Raw genomic sequence first — 18,671 nt, forward strand, 5'->3', positions numbered from 1 at the left:
CATCAATAAGATGGGACAAGATGAGTTTATTAAGGCCCAATCATTAACTCAGAAATATAAAGGTGAGTTGGCAAAACTGCTGAAAGAGTCGGTGAAGGCCGGTGTGATTGAAGCGATTGCTGTTTTACTTGGTGAAGGAGGTGACAAGAAGTGACTGAAACAAAAGAAGTTCGGCATGCCGGTATTGGCATTCAGTTAAACATCGGCGGTATGGAAGAATTCCGACGGTTAAATGATGATATCGATAAACTACTCGGTAAATTTCGGGACCTCAAGGATATCGCTGGGAGTACTAAAGGACTATTTGCTGGTTTTGGCAATGCTAGTCAAAGCATCAATAAAGCAACAAGTTCCGTTAGTGAGGTTCATAAGATAACACGTGACCTTAAAATGGCTGCTGATAAAGCTAGTCAAGGCTTTAAAAGCATGAGTAGTGATATTAGTGAAACTAAGAGAGCCGCCAATGGTCTGCAGAAAGATGCTGATTTTAGTAGTCCGGTTGATAAGAGCACGCGTTCGGTTAAAGAAGCCTGTAGAGCGATGCATGAATCACAAGACAGCTTAAAGAAGTATAGTGATGCTATGACTCACTTACCTACCCAAAAGTTTACTGAGGTCCGCGATAAAATTGTTAACACTAAAAAGTCGGCTGATGATTCCGCGAATTCGATTAAAAAGGAAACTGATGAAACTAAGAAATCACAGTCTTCGCTTAGTAAGCTGCATGACACCATTAGGAACAGTTTCATCTTTACTACGGTTTCAAGTGGGCTTAGCTGGCTTACCAGTGAGATTAAAACCATCACTCAACAGGGTTATGCGTTAGCTGAGGGTGGCGAACAAATCCGTGACCAATGGAAAAACATTGGTCTAAATGATAAACAAGCTCACGGGATGACTGATCAAATTGCTGAGATTCGAGGCCAGTCTAATTTTGCAGGTTCAGCATTGGACGCGATGCAAAAGAAATTTTATGCGGCAACTGATAGTATTCCTAAAGCTAAAGAGTTGACTAACGAAATGGCCGCCTATGGTATGGCCGCCGGTAAATCTGGTGAGCAAATTCAACAGATTAGTATGGGTGTGGCTAAGCTGACTGGTTCAAAGAAAGTTTCAGCTGGCTTCTTTCAACGGTCATTCGGTCAAATGCCGGCACTACAAAAAGCCGTTGTCAAGGCTAGTGGCATGACCAATCAAGCCTTTAATAGCGCCTTACAGAACGGCAAAATTACTGGGAGTAAGTTACAAGGGTACCTATCGAAAGCTGCTAAGAATAGCAGTAAAGAGTGGTCAGCCTTTAGTAAAACAACGCGTGGTCAAATGGCAAGTATTAGTGGGACCTTCCAGAATTTAAAGGCCGTCTTTGCGGCACCGTTGGTTGGCGGTATTTCGCAAGCTATGGATACGATCGATAAAAAGAAAGGCGGCTTGGGCGATGTTAAGAAACAATTGCAAGACATCGCTAAAGCACTTGGTACCAAGATGGGAACCTATGTTGGCGATGCTATCAAATTCTTGGTTAAGAACCGCAAAGCTTTGGCTGAAATGGGTAGCGCGTTATTCAGTATCACTAAGAACCTTGGTTTAGGTGTTTGGAAGGCATTTGCTGGGACTGCAGCACTGCTATCTGGTCACGGTAAGGATTCAACTAAGAACCTTAAATCTACCGCTGACTGGCTGAAAGAAATTTCTAAACATGTAGGTGCTATCCAAACGATCGGTAAAACGATAGCTGGTATTTGGGCAACATCTAAGTTGATCAGCGGTTACACTGCTGGGAAGAATTTCTTAGGCTTTGGTGAAAAAGCGGGACTTATTCTTAAGCCTAAAGTTGATGGTGAGAAGGGCGAGAAAGAATTAACACGTTTTGCAAGTACTATTCGACATCCAATACAAAGAATTAAAGGTGATTTGAAATGGACCGCTGAAGTTGCAACAAAGGGAGCCAAGAAGATAGTTTCTGGTTTTTCAATATTTGCTAAAAAAGTAGGCGGTCCGATAAAAAGAGGATTGAGTTTTACTGCGCATGTAGCGACTAAGGCTGCAGTTAAATCATTAGGTCTACTAAAGAAGGCAGCATTAGGTGTTGGCAAAGGCTTTAGATCAATATTTACATTTGCAAAGAATAATCCGTCAATTGCGATTGTTACAGCTGTAGTTGCTATAATTACCGTTTTAGTTGAACTCTATAAGCACAACAAAAAGTTCCGCAACTTCGTCAATGGTCTACTGAAATGGGGCAAGAAGTTTGCTACCGGCATTGGCAAATGGTTTGGCCAAGCATATAAATCTGTGATTAAGATTATGGGTAAGCTAGTTTCTGGGGTCAATAAGCGTTGGGGAAGTCTTTGGCGAGACTTAGTTCGAGTGTTTAAGACAGAATGGTCTGCGTTTAAGTCCTTACTTCGGGTGTTTTACGATGTATTTACAGGTAGGTTTACTGACTTGAAAAAAGATATTCCAAAATTAGCAAGGAATATGTTTAAAGTAATCATCAGTATATTTAAAGGTGCTTATGATTATATCGATAATTTAACTGGTGGTCGGCTATCAAAAATTAATAATACATTTGCCGGTGCTTGGAAAGATATCGGCAAAGGCTGGAAGAGCTTCTGGAATGGTATTGATGACTGGTTTAGTAATCTATGGAAAGGCATCGTCAAGCATGTTCAAGATGGTATCAATAGCATTATCGATACGTTGAATGGTGGAATCAAGGGCATCGACTTTGTTATTAGCAAGTTTGGTGGTTCCGATAAAGCTATTGGCACGATTAACCATGTTCATTTGGCAACTGGTACTGGTGTATTTGGTAACCAACGCCGCGCAATTACTCGTCCTACAATGGCGATGCTTAATGATGGTCATGATAGTCCAGAAACGGGCAATCGTGAAATGCTAATTCATCCGAATGGTCTATCAGAATTGATTAAGGGTACTAACGTCATGCGGATGTTGGAACCAGGCGCCGAGGTTCTAAATGCCTCCGAGGCTCGCCAGATGATGGGTGTAGATCATTTTGCTAATGGTACTGGATTCCTGAGTGGTATTTGGAAAGGAACAAAGAATATTGCAACTGGTGCGTGGGATGGTGCTAAGAGTTTAGGTGCAAGCATTGCATCAACCGCTAAAGGTGTAGCCAAAGCAACCATTGGCACTTTTAACACTGTCAAAAAGATTATTAGTAATCCAACGAAGTATTTGAATAACATGCTGACCAAGCCAAAGGGCAGCGGTGAGATTTTAAGTTCATTTGCTTCTGGCATGTATGGTGGTATGAAGAAACAAGCCAAGCAATGGTGGTCATCATTATGGGGTATGGTTAACCTAGATGGTGGTGGCAGCCAAGGCTCAGGTTCGCGTGGCGCTTTCTTAGATGAAGCCATTAAGCTTGGTCATGCTGCTAGAGGTTATAGCGAGAGTGCTGGGCGGTTAGGACCTGAATACTATGACTGTTCTGGTTTGGTTTACACGGCATTGAAGCATTTAGGTGTTCATGTTGGTGGCGGTTCTACTACCGGACCTGAATATCAATTTACTAGTCCAGTTTCTTGGTCTAAGGCTCGTCCTGGGGACTTAGCATTCTGGGGTTCTGGCGGATCTGAACACGTTGGGATTGTTTCCAATACCAGTGGTAGTGGTCGGATGTATAACGCCGAAAATCCAACTGATGGGATTAAATATGGCCCTATCAAAGGCTTTATGAGTGGCTTCGCTGGACTACGGCGGATTAGTCAATTGCATGATGATGATACCAAAGGTAGTTCTAAAAAATCTACCACGGCTGGTTCAATCAACAAAAATATGAAGAAGCAGGTAGGTAGTGGTTTCTTTAGTTTTATGGATAAACTAGCCAGCATGTTTGGTGTTGACAATTCAGGCGGTGGGCCTAATGCCAAGCCAAGCGGTGATCATATGCACTGGTTGAAGCAAGCTGGCATTCCAAAGTCTGAGTATGACATGTATAACTACATCATTAGTCATGAATCCGGTTGGAATCCGCATGCTACTAATAGCGGTTCTGGCGCTTATGGGTTACCACAATCGTTACCAGGATCAAAGATGGCAAGTGCTGGTTCTGATTGGAAAACTAATCCGATTACGCAGTTAAAGTGGATGAAAGACTATGTAACGCATGGCAACTATCACAGCATCAATCAAGCATATGCTCATTGGCAAGCCAATCATTGGTACGCCAAGGGTGGCGATGTGCCGGCTGATCAACTGTCAGTAGTTGGTGAAAAAGGCTGGGAGCTATTCAAGCCTAAATCCGGCGGTCATGTCTTTGATCATGAGACTTCTAAGAAGATCCTATCTCGTGGTAGCCAAAAGATTGATATTCATGGCGCTACGATTCAAATGACAGTTACTGGTAATGCTGATGCGAATACGGTTTCAAAACTGCAATCAGTAATGAATGATTCAAACGATGCCTTAGTTGAAAAGATTCGTGAAACTTTGGGCTTAAATGATGATGGAGGGTTGATTGTTTAATGACGACTAAGAAGAAAAAGATTGTAACTAAAGGTAAGAGCACAGCATATCTTAAAAAGCATTCTGATTCGGCGAAAGCCGTTGTTAAAACAGATGCCCAAAAGATTACTAAAGCTAAAGGTGTGATCACGTCAGCCGAGAAGAAGATTGATACTTCTGAGGATTTGTTGAACAAAGCTAATGGATACCGTGATCAGAGTGCGGCCTACAAAGCATTAACGAAACAAATCGAAACAGCTCAATCTAAGATGAAGACAACTAAAAGTAAGAAAGAACGTGAACAATGTGCTAAGAAAATTAAAAGCCTTACCACGCAACGGGCCGCAGTAGCGGCTACTATGCGTAAGATTGCTAATAGTGCCGGTTATACCAAAGCGATGAGTCAAAAAGTTCGTGCAGATACGGTGATTAGTAATACCAAGCAAGCTATTAGTGATCTAAAGGCCAAGAAGGTCAAAGATACTAAGAATTATACGACTTATAAAACGGCTTATAATAAAAAGGTTTTGGAAGCCAAGCAAAAACTGCAGCGAGATAATGGCGTTAAAATTCAAAATAAGATTAAAGCGGCCAGAAAGTCAAAAGGTCTTAAAAATGGCTTTTCAACAGCTATTTATCGTGCTGACAGAAAAACTAGCCGTGTTTTCCTATTTGGTGAGGCTTCACCTAATGAAACGGATGAACAGGACTTGCCGACACATCCAGTTGATAAGTCTGACCCACGGATTAACTACGGATCGCGGAATAGTAAGCAGCTAAGTGGAACGTATTACTTGCACGGCAGTTCTTTTAGCAAATTGGATGCACAGTTCGTTATTCTACAAGGTTGGGCTAGAAAAAATGTTGAAGTGGTTGTGCGGGGATTCTCTAAGTGGAATCATGCCTATTTAGCCAGTGTCAGCAAGACTATGGATGAGCCTTACAAAGACACCTTAGCCATCCAACTAACCTTACAGTACGCCGAGAAAGCCCATATTAAGTATGCTAAGAAGTCTAAGAAGAAATCTAAGGCTAGTGCTAGTAAGAAAAAAGGGTCTAGTAAATCGACTAAAAAGTACGTCACAGTTAAAGCTGGCATGACTTACTGGGGGATTGCACAGAAGTACAATGTGTCAGTGTCTAGTCTTGAAAAGATGAATAAGTGGCCCGCACGAGTAATTCCGGTGGGTGTGAAAGTGAGGTATGTCTGATGAGTGTTCATGACACGATTGAAGTCGATGCTGATGACTTTCCTTATACGCAATCCGTAGACCTTAGTGATGGGGTCTTTTTGTTTACCTTTCAATGGAACGAAACTGACCAGCATTTTACTGTCGATGTTGCTGATGCCGAAGGTAATGACATTCGTAAAGGCGAAGTCTTAATTCTGAATCAGGCGTTATGGCGTGGCATTAATGATGATGCACTGCCGACTGATACGATTATTCCGATGGATGAGTCCGGTAATGAAACTCAGATTGATCCGGGCAACCTAGGCGATACGGTGCAACTTTGCATTGATGACATTGTGGTTTAGAGGTGAAGCCAATTGAAAGAGAAGATTAGTAGTAAGGGCTATTACTGGGGATATAAAACAGTAGTGACTATCACCCATAGCGGCAATAAGCTGACTTTATCAACGGCTGACAATACTGATATCGATTATGAAGTCAATTCGACCGATGGCGGTAGCCCAGCTAGTAATACGGTGACCTTTTATAACATTGCTAAGAGTCATCAATCTAAGATTCATAAAGGTGATCATATTGTGATTAAGTCTGGTCCGAGTGATCTTTATGGCGTATTGAGTGAAGGCAATATCACAAATATCACCCCAGAAACGCTTGATAGTGCTGATAAAAGTTTTCAGGTCACCTTTACCGAGGGTATTGATTATTCTAAAGATAAGCGACTGTATAGCAAATTTAATGGTTCCAAAATGGTTAAGAAGACGGTAACTGCTGGTAAAACTAAAGTTACTTATACCAAGCGACAGGTCAAGAAGGTTAATATTGCGTTTAAAAAGGGCGTTAAAGCCAAACAGATTATTGATCGGATTAAACGTGATGCCAAGATTGAAATCTCAGTTTGTCGATTGAAGAAAAACAAGGTTTACAAGAAGGGCTATACACTCTCCAGTAAGCCGTTAACAGCCATTAAAGCTATTGCTAAGGACTGTGGAAGCAAAGTCTACTATCGACAAGGTAAGCTGGTAATTGATGATAATGCTAAGCCTAATCCATACAATGAGCATCTTTACTTGGATATGAAGAACGGCTTAACAGCGGAACCAACAGCCGATGAAAGTGATGGCGGTAGTAAGACGTATACGCTAGCTTGCTTTGATGATCCGCGGTTAAGTGCTGGCTCAGCAGTATATGTTAAGGCCACGAATATTTCTGGTTTGAAACGAGTCAAAAGTGTCAATCATAAACATGATAAGAGCACTTATGAGATGGAGGTGGTGGTGTATGCCTAAGAAGGTTTCGGATCCCAAAAACAAGTTATCCGATTTTTTAACTGAGGAACTAATTCCGATGATTCAGGCCGCCATCAATTGCCATATTGTTGGTCGGGTAATTAGTTATGATAAAAGCCGCCATGTTTGTGATGTGCAACCGTTACCGCTACAGTCTGATAAAGATAAGCGAGCGGCATTAACGGAATGTGTAGTGCCAGCAAGTATCTGGCAGACGGATGAAGCGATGGTTGCATTGAAAGCGCCAGACTATAAGAAGATGAAGGTTGGTTCAGTTGTCTGGATTGGATATTGTGATCGTGAGATGGATAACTGGACTGGCAGCAGTAATTACCAATTGGAAAGTAAACGAATGCATAGTTTGCAAGATCCAGTTGTTGAGGCGGTGGTTAAACCATGATGGCGTTAGCTTTAGATAGCACCGGTGATATTGACTTTGATGCCAACACCGGTGTTTTTAATACAGTCAATGATAATGATGAAATCGTCCAACATTTGAATTTGCTACTTGGTATAAATTTAGGTGAATTAGCGTGGAATGATGATATTGGATTGGATCAAAACGATGTCATGATTAATGGTGATAACGAAAGTGTAGTGCAATCGATTTTAGACGATTATTTGCAAACACAACTAGGCGAGAGCTATGAAGGTATCGAGATTACTGATTTCAGTATCGATCGTGAGCAGCGACTCTCAGCTTTAAGTGCCACGATAACGATGGACGGTGAAGCTTATAATGCGACGATGGCTTTAGATAATACAGCTGACGATGAAGGAGATGATGATAGTGCCACTAACGACTAAAGGCTATGATCGGCCAGAACTAGATGATTTACGGGAAGACATCAACGCTTTATTCGTAAAATACTTTGGTGATGGTGTAGATATGGACGATGCCGAAACGACAGGCTTACTAGCAGGAACGTTGTCAGATATCAGTGAGCAAGTTGAAGAGTTAGCTCAGGGTATTTATAATGCGATGTTTGTCTTGAAAAGTAATGGCGCTAATCTTGATGATTTAGCGGCTGAGGAAGATGTTTACCGTAAGCCAGCCACGTATGCTGTTGTTGATTTACAAATTGATGGTTACGTTGATCAGGATTCACCAACAATTATTCCAGAAGGCACACAGTTTTCAACACCTGATGGTCAAATCTTTGCGACTGCTAAAGATATTACACTTAGCAAGCAGGCAACCTATGTGGATTCTGGCGGCATTACCCAACCATTGGTAGATGAAGACGGTAATCCACTAGGACGAGCTACAGTGCAAGCTAATGCGCTGGAGAGTGGTACTGAAAGCAATGTCATGTTGAATATGATTGTGAATGCTGAAGAATCCGTTGATGGTTTTAAGCAAGTCACCAATTTACAAGCGGCCACTGGTGGCGGTGATCCTGAAACTGATGATGCGTTACGATTACGGGTACTGGCTAATCGTGAAAGCAAGCCAAACAGTACGGTTAGCGGGATTGAGACGGCGATTAAAAATGTCATTGGTGTCCAAGACGTGCGGCTGGTCAATAATCAGACGATGACAACGGATAGCTATGGTAATCCAGCTAAGTCATTGCATTTGTACGTCATCGGTGGTGATGATGCGACGATTGCACAGACGTACTTCGATCACTTACCACCAGTAACAAACACAATCGGCAGTGTGATGGGTGCTGTCACGGATATTGGCGGGAGTGAGTATATTGTGAGGTTTGACCGAGCAGAGACGGTGCCAATTTATATTACGGCAGATTTAACTGTTGATGAGACACAGTTTGATACTGATAATGGCCCCGTTCAAATTAAGCAAGCAATTATGAACTATTTTGACACCTTAAAGATGGGTGGCAAGGTACTGTATTCTAAGCTATTTGGTCCCGTGTACGCACCGGTCGGAGTCAATGATGCCACGATTAAGATTGGTACGACAGCGGATGCTTTAAGTTCACAAGACGTCACGATCAATGCGTTTCAATTAGCAGTCGTGGCAGCTAATAATATTACGATTAATGTTACAGATTGAAGGTGATGGTATGTATCAAACTGAAAGTGATATCAGTGACCAGACGATGCGTGAACATGTTTTAGGTAGTTTTCCAGCTTATATGAATCAGGAAGACGATTCAAACAATCAACGCATACTTAATATCATTGCGGACATGTTTATTCAGCATAAAAATAACTTGCTAAGTATTTCAAAGCAACGTTTATTATCAACTTGTTCGGGCCAGTCTTTGACCGATTTAGCAGCCGATTATGGGATTAACCGGCTAGATGATGACGATGACTTTTTACGCTTCGAGATTCGTTTCCAGATGATGAAGAATCGAACTGGTATTACGACTAATGATGTTAAGCAGTTGATAGCAACATTACTGAATGTCACGGTCAATACGTTTGATATTGTTGGCACGGATAATCCAGAAGAAATTGAGATTATTAATATTCCGTTCTCATGGAATAGCGGAGATAAAGCCGATGTTAAGCGGACCATTTTAACTAATGCGATTCAGTCAATGCTGCCGCCTGAATATAATTTGAAAGATTTGAAGTACAGTATCGAAAGCCCTAGTCAGCTATATGTTGGCGTATTAGCTAAGACATCAGCTCAAGTAACAGTAAAGGAGATGGCCTAATGGCAACGATGAATGTAGGTATTTTGACAACGGCTGGTAAAACATTGCTCGACCGTGTTGAAAGTGGTCAAACAAAGATTACTTATTCCAAAATGGTATTTTCTAGCATGGATAGCAGTAGTTTCAGCGATGCACAACTACTAAGCTTAACTTTAATCACACCGCAAGAGGTCGTTATTAATTCACCACAGGCGATGCTTGACCGCAATAATGGTGAAACGAAGATTCGCGGTAATGGTGATAACTCGGCTTTAAGCTCGGGCGTTTATATCAAGACATACGGTGTTTATGCCAAAGATGATGATGGTAATGAAATTCTATACGGATTGACAGTATCTGATCACCCGAACTACCTGGCACCATTTGATGGCCTAACACCACAGGCGGTCACTTACACTTATAAAACAACTATCAGTCGGACGGATCAAGTGAACTTCACTAATTCGGCCGATATTTATTTGACTGATCAAGATTTAAAAGATGCTGTGTCAGTGCTAGTAACTGAAACTGACTTTACGGCGGCGATTAACGCTAAGCAGGACAAGCTAAACTATACGGCCGCTGATGATTCCAAAGTCGTCCACCTATCTGGAGCAAACAACTTTGACACTGTTCCAACGGTTAATAATAATCCGCTACTACTAGCAAGCAGTTTACCGTCTGACTTAGCACGAACGGGTCAAGACCAAGAGTTCACCGGCAAAAATACTTTTGATGTAGCACCAATTGATAAAACTACTGGTAACCCTTATATCACAAAAGATGGGGTACCTGCTGTTCCATCAACGCTTGCCGATACAACGAAGCCAGCAAACTTTACTGATGGACTTCAAAAAAGTGGTAAAGATGTTGCCACAACCGCAGATGTTACAACCGCTATCAGCACCGCGAATAGTGCTTTATCGGCCATCAATGGTTTGAAAGCAGGGACGAATGCCGATGGTGCTGATCTTAATAACTACAACTACAACACATTTGGTAATTATTACTCCAGCACAGCAGTTACTAATGGCCCGTTTGGTACTGAAGCCTATGTGGCATGGTCAGTATTTCCAACGGACAATACAATTATTCAAGTCGCGTGTAAACAAGATGGTAGAACTGCAACAAGAATGTACTGGAATGGTTCAGGGTGGGGTGCTTGGACGTTACATCAAGTATTTCTTCAAGCGTCTAGTGAAGCTGATGCAATTGCCAAGTCTAAAGCAGATAGCAATAATTTGTATTACACAGTCGAATAATAGGAGGTAGAAATATGGCAATATTCGTAAATGGAAAAGCAATACATCCGTATATAAATGGTAAAAGAATAGCGACTATTTATCGCGGGGGGGGGTAATCTATCGTGATTACGTAAAACCTGGAACAATATTGTGGAACGGGAACGCGTATTATACGTCAGATACGAACATTACACTTAACCAACCGATTAGTAAGCTTAAAACAGGTATTGTAATTAATGCGACGAATTATGATAATGTTTGGTGGCAGTTCACTGCTGGGGCAGATGATCCTAATCACCCGACTAAATATCATTCAGCACCATCACCGGCATTAAGCACACCTATTCACCAACAAATTCCATTTAAATCTATGGCAAATGGCGCAACGTATGATCTGCTGGTAGGTGCTTCCTACAACAAGTTTTATATTCGTTTTACAAAGGTTAACGATACAACTATTAAGGTAGGCTACTCGCCTTTAGCAACTTCAACGGGTCATGGCTTAGGTGGAACAACGTATTACGATACAAGTGCGGCTTATCCTTATGATGGTGAAGTTGATTCATTAATTATCGCGTCAATTACGGCCTACTAGTGTTAATTGCCTGCTAGTTGGTTCGGTTGGATTGGAGCAACAGCATGGCAATCTATATAAATGGCAAATCTATACACCCATTTATTAATGGCAAACGTATTGGAACGATTTATAGAGGCGGCAGTAAGGTTTATCAGGACTATGTCCCAGTCGGAACACTATTAGCAACAAACACTGATAATAATGTAACTGGTGATGACTTAATATTAAATTTTAGCGATAAAATTAGTCGAGCAAAGAATGGGATAACGATAACGTATACAAAATATTATGAATATCAGCAGGGTGGGCTCCCACAGTTTTCAGATTATGGAACGGGTCAAGGAAATATCCCTAAGAGTCAATTGGTAGTTGGAAAAACGGTTGTTTTACCAGTCAGTCCTTCCTTCGGTGGTTCATCCGGATTGTCTATCAAGATAGTGAGTGAAAAAAGTTTGCAGATTCCACATTTATTAATAAATGGTCCGTACAATGATGGATATTATCTATTTATGGGCAAAGTAGTAACTTACTAAGAAAGGATGAAAACATGAATAATCTAAAATTGAATAGGTCGTTGCTCATGTCTGGTCTAGAAACGATTATGATTGGTGCCTACTTTGTAGCCAACTCATTTCGTTTTGCACGCCCGGACTTTTTTAATACGGTGGCAAGTCATATTGGCGACCCACCATTCGCTACAATTGCAATTATCTTAGGCACGATTACGGTGATTGTAGCTGTTTATAATATTCGCCCATTGATTAGCTGGTGCTTTGTCGTTCTCACGTTTGTGTGGATCGTCTATGCGCTGGCTTTTTTGATCCAAAATATTGAGTTATTGGGACACCCATTTGCACGGTTTGATTGTTGGTTGATGTTTGCTGTGGCTGGGCGGCTAATTTTTGATGCGTGGGCTGGTGATACCGAATGAACTCAGGATTAATTCAAACGTTGCTAACGGTTGGCGGCGGTGTGATTGGCGGCATCATCACTTATTTTGGAACTAAAACAAAAGCAAATTCCGATACGGAATCGGTCTACGCGCACTCAATGCCAGATATGATTGCTAAAGTTCAAGAACTACTTGAACAGCTAGAATCAAAGAACGGAAAAATTGCGGAATTGACATCACAGGTTGAAGACCAATCACATACGATTGATGCTTTAACCAAACAAGTTGGCTTGATGCAAGACAAAATTGATAAATTAACGGGGGACAAACAAAATGATGAAATTAGTAAATGATGTATTTAGTTGGTTAGTAAATGGCGGGGCAACGGTGATCGCAGTAATCGGTGGCACGATTGCGGTTAAGGCATGGCCATTAGTCCATAAAATTCTTGATAACAAAGAGGCGATCACTAAGAGTGCCAAGACTAAGCAACATTATGAACAGCTTGAACAATGGGCGGGGACGGCAGTGGCTGCAGTCTCAGTTAACTTAGATGCCATGGGTTCCGATAAGAAAAAAGAAGCCGTACGTATCGTTAACCGTCAACTTGCCGATCATAAAATCGATATTGATATCGAGAATGTAGCTAATGTTGTGGAAGCGGCCTATCAAAGTTTCAAACTAACACAGCCGGCTAGTGATACTAAAGTGGCCGCGCCAGCAGAGACGATCAACGCTGCTGCCGTAAAAGAATAGGAGATGATCCTGTGCCAGAATTTAATGATGTGGCTGTCTATCAGCCTACCACTCAGGCGTATTTTAAGAAGCTAAAGAGCTACGGTAGTAGTGGAGTCCTAGTAAAGCTCACTCAGGGCAGTGCTAGCGGTACCGCCTATGTCAATATTAGTGCAAAGTCGCAATTAGCCAGTGCACGAGCTGTTGGCTTGCCAGTTGGCGCCTACCATTATCTTACTTGCAACTCTTCACGATATGGCGCTGGTGATCCTGTGGCTGAGGCTCAATGGTTTGTGAAGCATTTAAAGTCTCATGGCATCAAGGAAACGGAGCCAGTTATTGTTGACGTTGAAGATGGATCGCTGATGACCAATCCGACCAAAGACGTTAAAGCCTTTGTGTCCTATGTGGAATCACAAGGATATAAAAACGTTTGGGTCTATACAATGGGCAGTTGGTTCGGAAATCGTTTATCTACTAGCCTTACTAAACGATGGTGGATTGCCTGGTATGGCATCTCTAAGCTGCCTATTAGTGCTAAAGCATGGCAATACACCGATAATTGGAAGCGGATTGGCGTTGATGGTAGCATCGACTATAATGGCGTAATGTTTAAGTATGATGATGGAAAAGTAACCACTAAAACTAAAAAAGCTTCCTATTATGGTTGGAATCCTAAGTTAGTTCAGGCTTTGACACCAATCGGTATCTATAAAGATGTTGAGTTTAAGCACCGGGTCCGATATTTCAAAGCTGGTACTCAGTTTAAAATTAAATCAGTTGCTAAAAGTAAAGCTGGAACACCACGTTTAGTCACGGAGTCCGGCTTTTATATTACCGCCAATAGGACAAACGTTCGGAACTGGTACTATGTGACCAATCCGAAATCTGTGACGATTATCAAGTCAACTTATCTGTATAAGGATAAGGGCCGTACAAAGAGAGTTCGTAAGTACGGAAAGGGCACAGTATTCACGATTACTGGCGTTATTCGTTGGGGTGACATCTGGCTGCTTAAAACCGAGTCTGGATTTTATCTCACTGCCAATAAAGATTATGTAAGAATTAATAGCTAAACTTAATCCCCGTACTAGTCACTTTTGACTGGTATGGGGATTTTTTTGTATCTTAATCTTTGAATAAAACGATGCGGATATGCATCAAAATGGATTGCTTTTGCATACGATGATTAGAGCAAATCAACAACTTTTTCAAAAGTGAAAGTAAGTCTTAGCTAAAATAATATCGTTAAAAATTTTTCTCTGAAAAAAGGTACAAAAAAGGTACAAGCACATAAAAAAATGACTCTACCGCTTAGTAGCAGTAGGGCCAAAGAGTTAGGTTTAAGTACAATATGGGGGATTGTACTTACTTGTCCATCCACTTTGGGGGAGTAAAATGAACAAGTGTATAATTATTAGGTACAAGGGTATAGTATTACATAATTGTGAAGATTTTGTGAAGATTAGGCCTAAAACGGAAAAAAGTTGGTTTTATTTTTAAAAAAGTATACAAATTATTTATATTAATAGATTAATTATTAAATAATAATCATCCTAAATCTAATCTATCATGGTTTGAATGGTTAATACATAAAAATATTACTTTTTAAGCTTCACTTGTTGACTTTCACTGGTAAAATCTTGATACTTGAGATAAGTTAAGCAGAGAAGTGGGGGTTAACCATGAAAAAAGAATGGATCGCAACGTTAGGGTTAGTCGTTGGTCTAAGCAGTAGCATTATGATAGCGCAACCAATGACGGGGCACGCTAGCACGACGACTTTATCGGATACGATTGCACCACGGGTGAAGTCTAGCAGTAGCAAGACGAAGGTTAGTAAGAGCAAAACGGAAGTTATTGATATCGTTTTAAAGCCACGTAACAGCAGTGCTTTGAGTAAGTACAGCTATGCCACGGTCAATCCAAAGTCAGCTAGTTACCACAAATATTTGACACCGGCTGAATTTGGTAAGCAATATGGTCAATCAACTAAGACACTCAACACAATCAAAGCGTATTTGAAGAAGCACAATTTAAGCTATAAAGTTTACGGTGGTAACTTGGTAATTCGAGCGACCGGGAAAGTTAGCAACATTAATAAAGCTTTTGGCGTCACGTTAGTCAAAGTTAAGGTCAAAGGGAAAACTTACCAGACACATACGCAGCAAGCCAAAGTGCCAAGTAGCTTTAAAGGCAAGATCAATGCCGTGCTCGGGTTATCCAGTTATGGTAAATACAAATCAAATTTAACGACGGCACATTCATCAAAAGGTCAACTTAGCGTTGATCAAACGACGCAACCGCAAAAATTTGCCAATCAATATAAGTTGGATAAATTATACGAACAAGGTTTGACTGGGAAAGGCCAACGCATCGCGATTTTATCGTTTGCCAACTTCCATCCAGCTGATGCGGCGTATTATTGGAAAAAAGAAGGTATTCCGGGGTCTCAAAGTAATATTACCCGGTACAACATCGATGGTGGTTCTAGTTGGACTGGTTATAATGAAACGACATTGGATGTTGAACAAGCTGGTGCGGTGGCACCGGATGCCAAATTAGATGTTTATTTAGCCCCACAAACGGATACTGGGATGATCAATGCCCTGGCAACGATTGTGGCTAAGAATAACGCCTCGCAATTGACAACGAGTTGGGGTCAAAGTGAAGGCACCTTGCTATCAGCGATTAGTCAAGGTGCCGAGACGAGTGCTTATGCTAAAGCCTTCAATACGATTTTCCAACAGGCTGCGGTTCAAGGTATCTCAACATTTGCGGCTACCGGTGATAATGGTGCTTACGATAGTATTTTAGATAATGCCGGTAGTTATCGGACTGATAAAACGGTTGATTTTCCAGCGGATTCTGCTTATGTGACGGCATTAGGTGGGACGACGTTACCATTTACGTCAAGTTATACGTTAGGTTCAACGAAAGTTAAAGTTGACGTGAAAACCGAACGGGCTTGGGGATCAGATTACCTCTATAATCGCTTTGATAAGAGTTACTATTCAAGTTACCAAGACCGCATGGATGATTACTTCTCCGGTGGCGGTGGGGGCTTTAGTCGTTTGAATAAAACGACGCCGGCTTTCCAACGGACGTTGATCGGTGACGGGGTCAATACGTTTGCGGCTGTCAACTTATGGCAACTTAGCAACAGTAGTTTGACCCGGACTAGTAAGACGACTTACACCACTGGGACAGGGACTGGTCGGAACGTGCCTGATTTAGCATTTAATGCGGATCCAAATACAGGTTATGACTTATATTTGAGTTCAGCTAAGACGGTTGGCAAGTCACCTAAATGGTATGTCTCTGGTGGGACGAGCGTGGTGGCACCACAAGTCGCCGCTGCTAATGCAGTCATGAATAGTGGATTAAGCAGCCGTATCGGTTACTGGAATCCACAAATTTATCGGTTAGCTAAGACGTCATCATCGCCATTTACACCATTGACATCTAAGACGGATAACACGAACTTGTATTACACCGGTCAACCTGGCAAGCGCTACAATCAAGCCACTGGGTTAGGTACCGCTAATTTCAAGACATTATTTGAACAATTGAAATAACTTAAACATAAACGGTCGTCCAATTGGGCGACCGCTTTTTTGTCGGCAAAATCTGCGTGGGTAAACGGGTGTATCTTGAAAATAGTTGCGCTAAAATGAAAGCGAGGACATGAAGAGGTGAAAGCGATGCAGATCGTTGATCGAGGCTTGAGCTGGTTATGGCGATTAGGCTTGATGGCCATGCTGGCACTAGGTGTGATGTTGCCACCAATGTTATTACAATTAATTAACGAATTAGTGGCCCAATTTTACGAATGGCCCTGGCAATTGGGGCTCGTATTAGCGTATTTAGCGACTTTTGTCGTTGTAAGTTATGTGGCTTATCGCATCTATCGCCACTATACCGGTAACTGGCATTGGCCTAGTTTAACGAAACGTGACTTTTGGCTCGTCTTAGGCAGCTATATGGTCATCTTGATGTTAGAAAGTGGCTTTCAGTTATTAAACCGGTTATTTTACCAGCAAACTGAAACACAAAATAATGCGGCGATTGAAGCCTTGATGACTGGGAGTACCTTGGCGTTGTGGCTGCAAGCATTGAGTGCGGTGTTTTTAACGCCTATCATGGAAGAACTGGTTTTTCGCGGGGTATTAATGAATCTGTTTTTTAAACACGATTGGTTAAATGTGCTATTGAGCGGGGTGGTATTTGGCAGTTTACATACGACTAATACCTTACCGAGTTTTTTAATTTACTTCACCATGGGACTGATTTTAGCTGGTGTTTATCATTGGTCGGGCAAGTTGTTAGCACCAATGTTGTTGCACTTTTTGATTAATGCAGGGGCGATGAGTGTGATTTTGACCACGATGTTGACCTAAAAAAAAGGACGCAACAGCGTCCTTTTTGGTCTGATTAGAAATCAGGACCGTCGTAGTCAATTTTTTTTGGATTGGCGTTTTTAATGCGGTCGGCAGCAAAGTTGACCGTATCACGAGTCTCTTGATAGGTCTTTTCGTCCATGCCTAACAGATCCATGCACGTATTGACGTGCGCGAAAATTTCAGGTTTTGCATCGATTGCTTTTTGTGAAAGCGAGATATTGACTTGCCGTTCGTCATTTTCATCACGTTTACGTTCAACCCAACCCTGGGTCTGCATCCGCTTAAGTAGTGGTGTCAAGGTCCCACTGTCGAGATTGACGTGTGAGCCGAGTTCGCGGACAGTCATTGGACTGTTTTCCCAAAGGGCTAACAAAGTGATGTATTGCGGGTAAGTTAGCTTAAACGGTGCTAACGCTTCGGCATAGAAATGATTGAACCGTTTGCTAGCTGTGTATAAAGCGAAACACAATTGTTCGTCTAATAAAATATTCTTAGTTGGGGTTGCCATCGAACCAGCTCCTTTTCATTTTCTAGTATATTGTACGCAATTAATTAGTTATTTGCAATATATATTGATTATACTTATTGGAAAAAAACAAATTATTTATGAAAAAGTGGCAGATTAAGCGGTTTGCCCCAAATCGGTGGTTAAAAACAACTTGGCTAACGCCGTCTGATTTAAGACGATTTGGTGATTATCATGAAAGGCATAGACTGGTACTTGCATTGGTAGTGTCGTTGCTTGATGGTTCATTACCGGAACGTCGCAAGTGGTCCGTAATTGATGCTGTTTTGGTGCGGGCATGCTGGCTGGAACTTGTTTGATTTTTAGGGTTGTTGCAATCACTAACTTATTAGTTGGTTGTTTAACATGCCGAACCTTGATACCATGTAGCCGGTCCTTTAACTGGAAGCCGTGATTTGTGATCCGGGTGAGTTGTTGTTTTAAATTCAACTCATAGTAATGTTGGTCGTTGATGTTTTTCAACCGGATTTTAAATTGGCCGAATGGAATGATGCGGTCGTCATCTTGAACATTGAGCCGATGTTCATCAAAAGTCGTTTTAGTCGTCATCGGTTCAAACGTATAAGTTGCTAAAAGTTGGTTCACTTTGTTCAAAATATCACTCCCTAGCTCTAACCTAGTCCCTTCAGGCTAAAAGTCAACTAATTCGGCAAGATTCGTCACGATATTTGCGCATGGAAAGGCTTTCCAGTAAAATTAACCTTGAACTGAAGTTAAAAGGGGGGAA

General features: G+C 41.6%; 20 protein-coding genes. 18 read left to right on the forward strand and 2 right to left on the reverse strand.

Going from position 1 to position 18,671, the window contains the following annotated elements:
* Positions 1–10 precede the first annotated feature (10 nt).
* From FFM75_RS13945 to FFM75_RS05585, 18 genes are all read left to right on the forward strand, one after another.
* Positions 11–154, forward strand: coding sequence for a hypothetical protein (locus FFM75_RS13945; protein ID WP_171001429.1), 144 nt, complete (start codon positions 11–13; stop codon positions 152–154).
* Positions 151–4,494: an aggregation-promoting factor C-terminal-like domain-containing protein gene (locus tag FFM75_RS05505; protein WP_137628188.1), complete on the forward strand. Its 4,344-nt coding sequence runs from the start codon at positions 151–153 to the stop codon at positions 4,492–4,494. The genes FFM75_RS13945 and FFM75_RS05505 overlap by 4 nt, the downstream gene beginning before the upstream one ends.
* Complete coding sequence (locus tag FFM75_RS05510; protein WP_137628189.1) at positions 4,494–5,684, forward strand: LysM peptidoglycan-binding domain-containing protein; 1,191 nt, start codon at positions 4,494–4,496, stop codon at positions 5,682–5,684. The genes FFM75_RS05505 and FFM75_RS05510 overlap by 1 nt, the downstream gene beginning before the upstream one ends.
* Positions 5,684–6,010 (forward strand): phage baseplate plug family protein, encoded by a 327-nt coding sequence (locus tag FFM75_RS05515; protein ID WP_130843994.1) that lies wholly within the window; start codon positions 5,684–5,686, stop codon positions 6,008–6,010. Before FFM75_RS05510 ends, FFM75_RS05515 begins: the two co-directional genes overlap by 1 nt.
* A 12-nt stretch (positions 6,011–6,022) precedes the next feature.
* A complete protein-coding gene (locus FFM75_RS05520; RefSeq protein ID WP_137628190.1) occupies positions 6,023–6,952 on the forward strand; it encodes a hypothetical protein in 930 nt (309 codons plus the stop codon).
* A complete protein-coding gene (locus tag FFM75_RS05525) occupies positions 6,945–7,352 on the forward strand; it encodes a Gp138 family membrane-puncturing spike protein (RefSeq protein WP_137628191.1) in 408 nt (135 codons plus the stop codon). The genes FFM75_RS05520 and FFM75_RS05525 overlap by 8 nt, the downstream gene beginning before the upstream one ends.
* Positions 7,349–7,759, forward strand: coding sequence for a contractile injection system sheath initiator (locus tag FFM75_RS05530; RefSeq protein WP_137628192.1), 411 nt, complete (start codon positions 7,349–7,351; stop codon positions 7,757–7,759). The genes FFM75_RS05525 and FFM75_RS05530 overlap by 4 nt, the downstream gene beginning before the upstream one ends.
* Complete coding sequence (locus FFM75_RS05535) at positions 7,743–8,975, forward strand: baseplate J/gp47 family protein (protein WP_171001430.1); 1,233 nt, start codon at positions 7,743–7,745, stop codon at positions 8,973–8,975. Before FFM75_RS05530 ends, FFM75_RS05535 begins: the two co-directional genes overlap by 17 nt.
* A gap of 10 nt (positions 8,976–8,985) precedes the next feature.
* Positions 8,986–9,588, forward strand: coding sequence for a hypothetical protein (locus FFM75_RS05540; protein ID WP_137628194.1), 603 nt, complete (start codon positions 8,986–8,988; stop codon positions 9,586–9,588).
* A complete protein-coding gene (locus FFM75_RS14045; RefSeq protein ID WP_223876619.1) occupies positions 9,588–10,829 on the forward strand; it encodes a hypothetical protein in 1,242 nt (413 codons plus the stop codon). Before FFM75_RS05540 ends, FFM75_RS14045 begins: the two co-directional genes overlap by 1 nt.
* Positions 10,830–10,959: 130 nt before the next feature.
* Positions 10,960–11,406 carry a hypothetical protein gene (locus tag FFM75_RS05550; protein ID WP_137628195.1) on the forward strand — a complete coding sequence of 149 codons (447 nt, stop codon included), beginning with the start codon at positions 10,960–10,962 and terminating at the stop codon, positions 11,404–11,406.
* A gap of 44 nt (positions 11,407–11,450) precedes the next feature.
* Positions 11,451–11,921: a hypothetical protein gene (locus tag FFM75_RS05555; protein WP_137628196.1), complete on the forward strand. Its 471-nt coding sequence runs from the start codon at positions 11,451–11,453 to the stop codon at positions 11,919–11,921.
* Positions 11,922–11,968: 47 nt separating this feature from the next.
* Positions 11,969–12,319: a hypothetical protein gene (locus FFM75_RS05560; protein ID WP_223876620.1), complete on the forward strand. Its 351-nt coding sequence runs from the start codon at positions 11,969–11,971 to the stop codon at positions 12,317–12,319.
* A complete protein-coding gene (locus FFM75_RS05565) occupies positions 12,316–12,633 on the forward strand; it encodes a hypothetical protein (protein ID WP_137628198.1) in 318 nt (105 codons plus the stop codon). The genes FFM75_RS05560 and FFM75_RS05565 overlap by 4 nt, the downstream gene beginning before the upstream one ends.
* Positions 12,614–13,036: a phage holin, LLH family gene (locus FFM75_RS05570; RefSeq protein WP_137628199.1), complete on the forward strand. Its 423-nt coding sequence runs from the start codon at positions 12,614–12,616 to the stop codon at positions 13,034–13,036. Before FFM75_RS05565 ends, FFM75_RS05570 begins: the two co-directional genes overlap by 20 nt.
* 11 nt (positions 13,037–13,047) lie before the next feature.
* A complete protein-coding gene (locus tag FFM75_RS05575) occupies positions 13,048–14,091 on the forward strand; it encodes a DUF5776 domain-containing protein (RefSeq protein ID WP_171001431.1) in 1,044 nt (347 codons plus the stop codon).
* A gap of 609 nt (positions 14,092–14,700) precedes the next feature.
* Complete coding sequence (locus tag FFM75_RS05580) at positions 14,701–16,593, forward strand: S53 family peptidase (RefSeq protein ID WP_137628201.1); 1,893 nt, start codon at positions 14,701–14,703, stop codon at positions 16,591–16,593.
* 126 nt (positions 16,594–16,719) lie between these two features.
* Positions 16,720–17,415 (forward strand): CPBP family intramembrane glutamic endopeptidase, encoded by a 696-nt coding sequence (locus FFM75_RS05585; protein ID WP_137628202.1) that lies wholly within the window; start codon positions 16,720–16,722, stop codon positions 17,413–17,415.
* Between the two features lie 34 nt (positions 17,416–17,449).
* On the opposite strand, the gene FFM75_RS05590 is transcribed toward FFM75_RS05585, so the two are convergent.
* Both FFM75_RS05590 and FFM75_RS05595 read right to left on the reverse strand, forming a co-directional pair.
* Positions 17,450–17,926, reverse strand: a complete 477-nt coding sequence (locus FFM75_RS05590) for a MarR family winged helix-turn-helix transcriptional regulator (protein ID WP_137628203.1) — start codon at positions 17,924–17,926, stop codon at positions 17,450–17,452.
* Between the two features lie 114 nt (positions 17,927–18,040).
* Positions 18,041–18,529 carry a hypothetical protein gene (locus FFM75_RS05595; protein ID WP_223876623.1) on the reverse strand — a complete coding sequence of 163 codons (489 nt, stop codon included), beginning with the start codon at positions 18,527–18,529 and terminating at the stop codon, positions 18,041–18,043.
* Positions 18,530–18,671: the final 142 nt, after the last annotated feature.

Origin of the sequence: Lactiplantibacillus daowaiensis (assembly GCF_005405085.1) — a bacterium.
GTDB classification, from domain to species: Bacteria; Bacillota; Bacilli; order Lactobacillales; family Lactobacillaceae; genus Lactiplantibacillus; species Lactiplantibacillus daowaiensis.

Coding starts and splice junctions, on each gene's coding strand:
- FFM75_RS05510 (WP_137628189.1), top strand. CDS start 4,494: ATGACGACTAAGAAGAAAAAGATTGTAACTAAAGGTAAGAGCACAGCA.
- FFM75_RS05590 (WP_137628203.1), bottom strand. CDS start 17,926: ATGGCAACCCCAACTAAGAATATTTTATTAGACGAACAATTGTGTTTC.
- FFM75_RS05515 (WP_130843994.1), top strand. CDS start 5,684: ATGAGTGTTCATGACACGATTGAAGTCGATGCTGATGACTTTCCTTAT.
- FFM75_RS05530 (WP_137628192.1), top strand. CDS start 7,349: ATGATGGCGTTAGCTTTAGATAGCACCGGTGATATTGACTTTGATGCC.
- FFM75_RS13945 (WP_171001429.1), top strand. CDS start 11: ATGGGACAAGATGAGTTTATTAAGGCCCAATCATTAACTCAGAAATAT.
- FFM75_RS14045 (WP_223876619.1), top strand. CDS start 9,588: ATGGCAACGATGAATGTAGGTATTTTGACAACGGCTGGTAAAACATTG.
- FFM75_RS05540 (WP_137628194.1), top strand. CDS start 8,986: ATGTATCAAACTGAAAGTGATATCAGTGACCAGACGATGCGTGAACAT.
- FFM75_RS05525 (WP_137628191.1), top strand. CDS start 6,945: ATGCCTAAGAAGGTTTCGGATCCCAAAAACAAGTTATCCGATTTTTTA.
- FFM75_RS05560 (WP_223876620.1), top strand. CDS start 11,969: ATGTCTGGTCTAGAAACGATTATGATTGGTGCCTACTTTGTAGCCAAC.
- FFM75_RS05585 (WP_137628202.1), top strand. CDS start 16,720: ATGCAGATCGTTGATCGAGGCTTGAGCTGGTTATGGCGATTAGGCTTG.
- FFM75_RS05580 (WP_137628201.1), top strand. CDS start 14,701: ATGAAAAAAGAATGGATCGCAACGTTAGGGTTAGTCGTTGGTCTAAGC.
- FFM75_RS05570 (WP_137628199.1), top strand. CDS start 12,614: ATGATGAAATTAGTAAATGATGTATTTAGTTGGTTAGTAAATGGCGGG.
- FFM75_RS05565 (WP_137628198.1), top strand. CDS start 12,316: ATGAACTCAGGATTAATTCAAACGTTGCTAACGGTTGGCGGCGGTGTG.
- FFM75_RS05555 (WP_137628196.1), top strand. CDS start 11,451: ATGGCAATCTATATAAATGGCAAATCTATACACCCATTTATTAATGGC.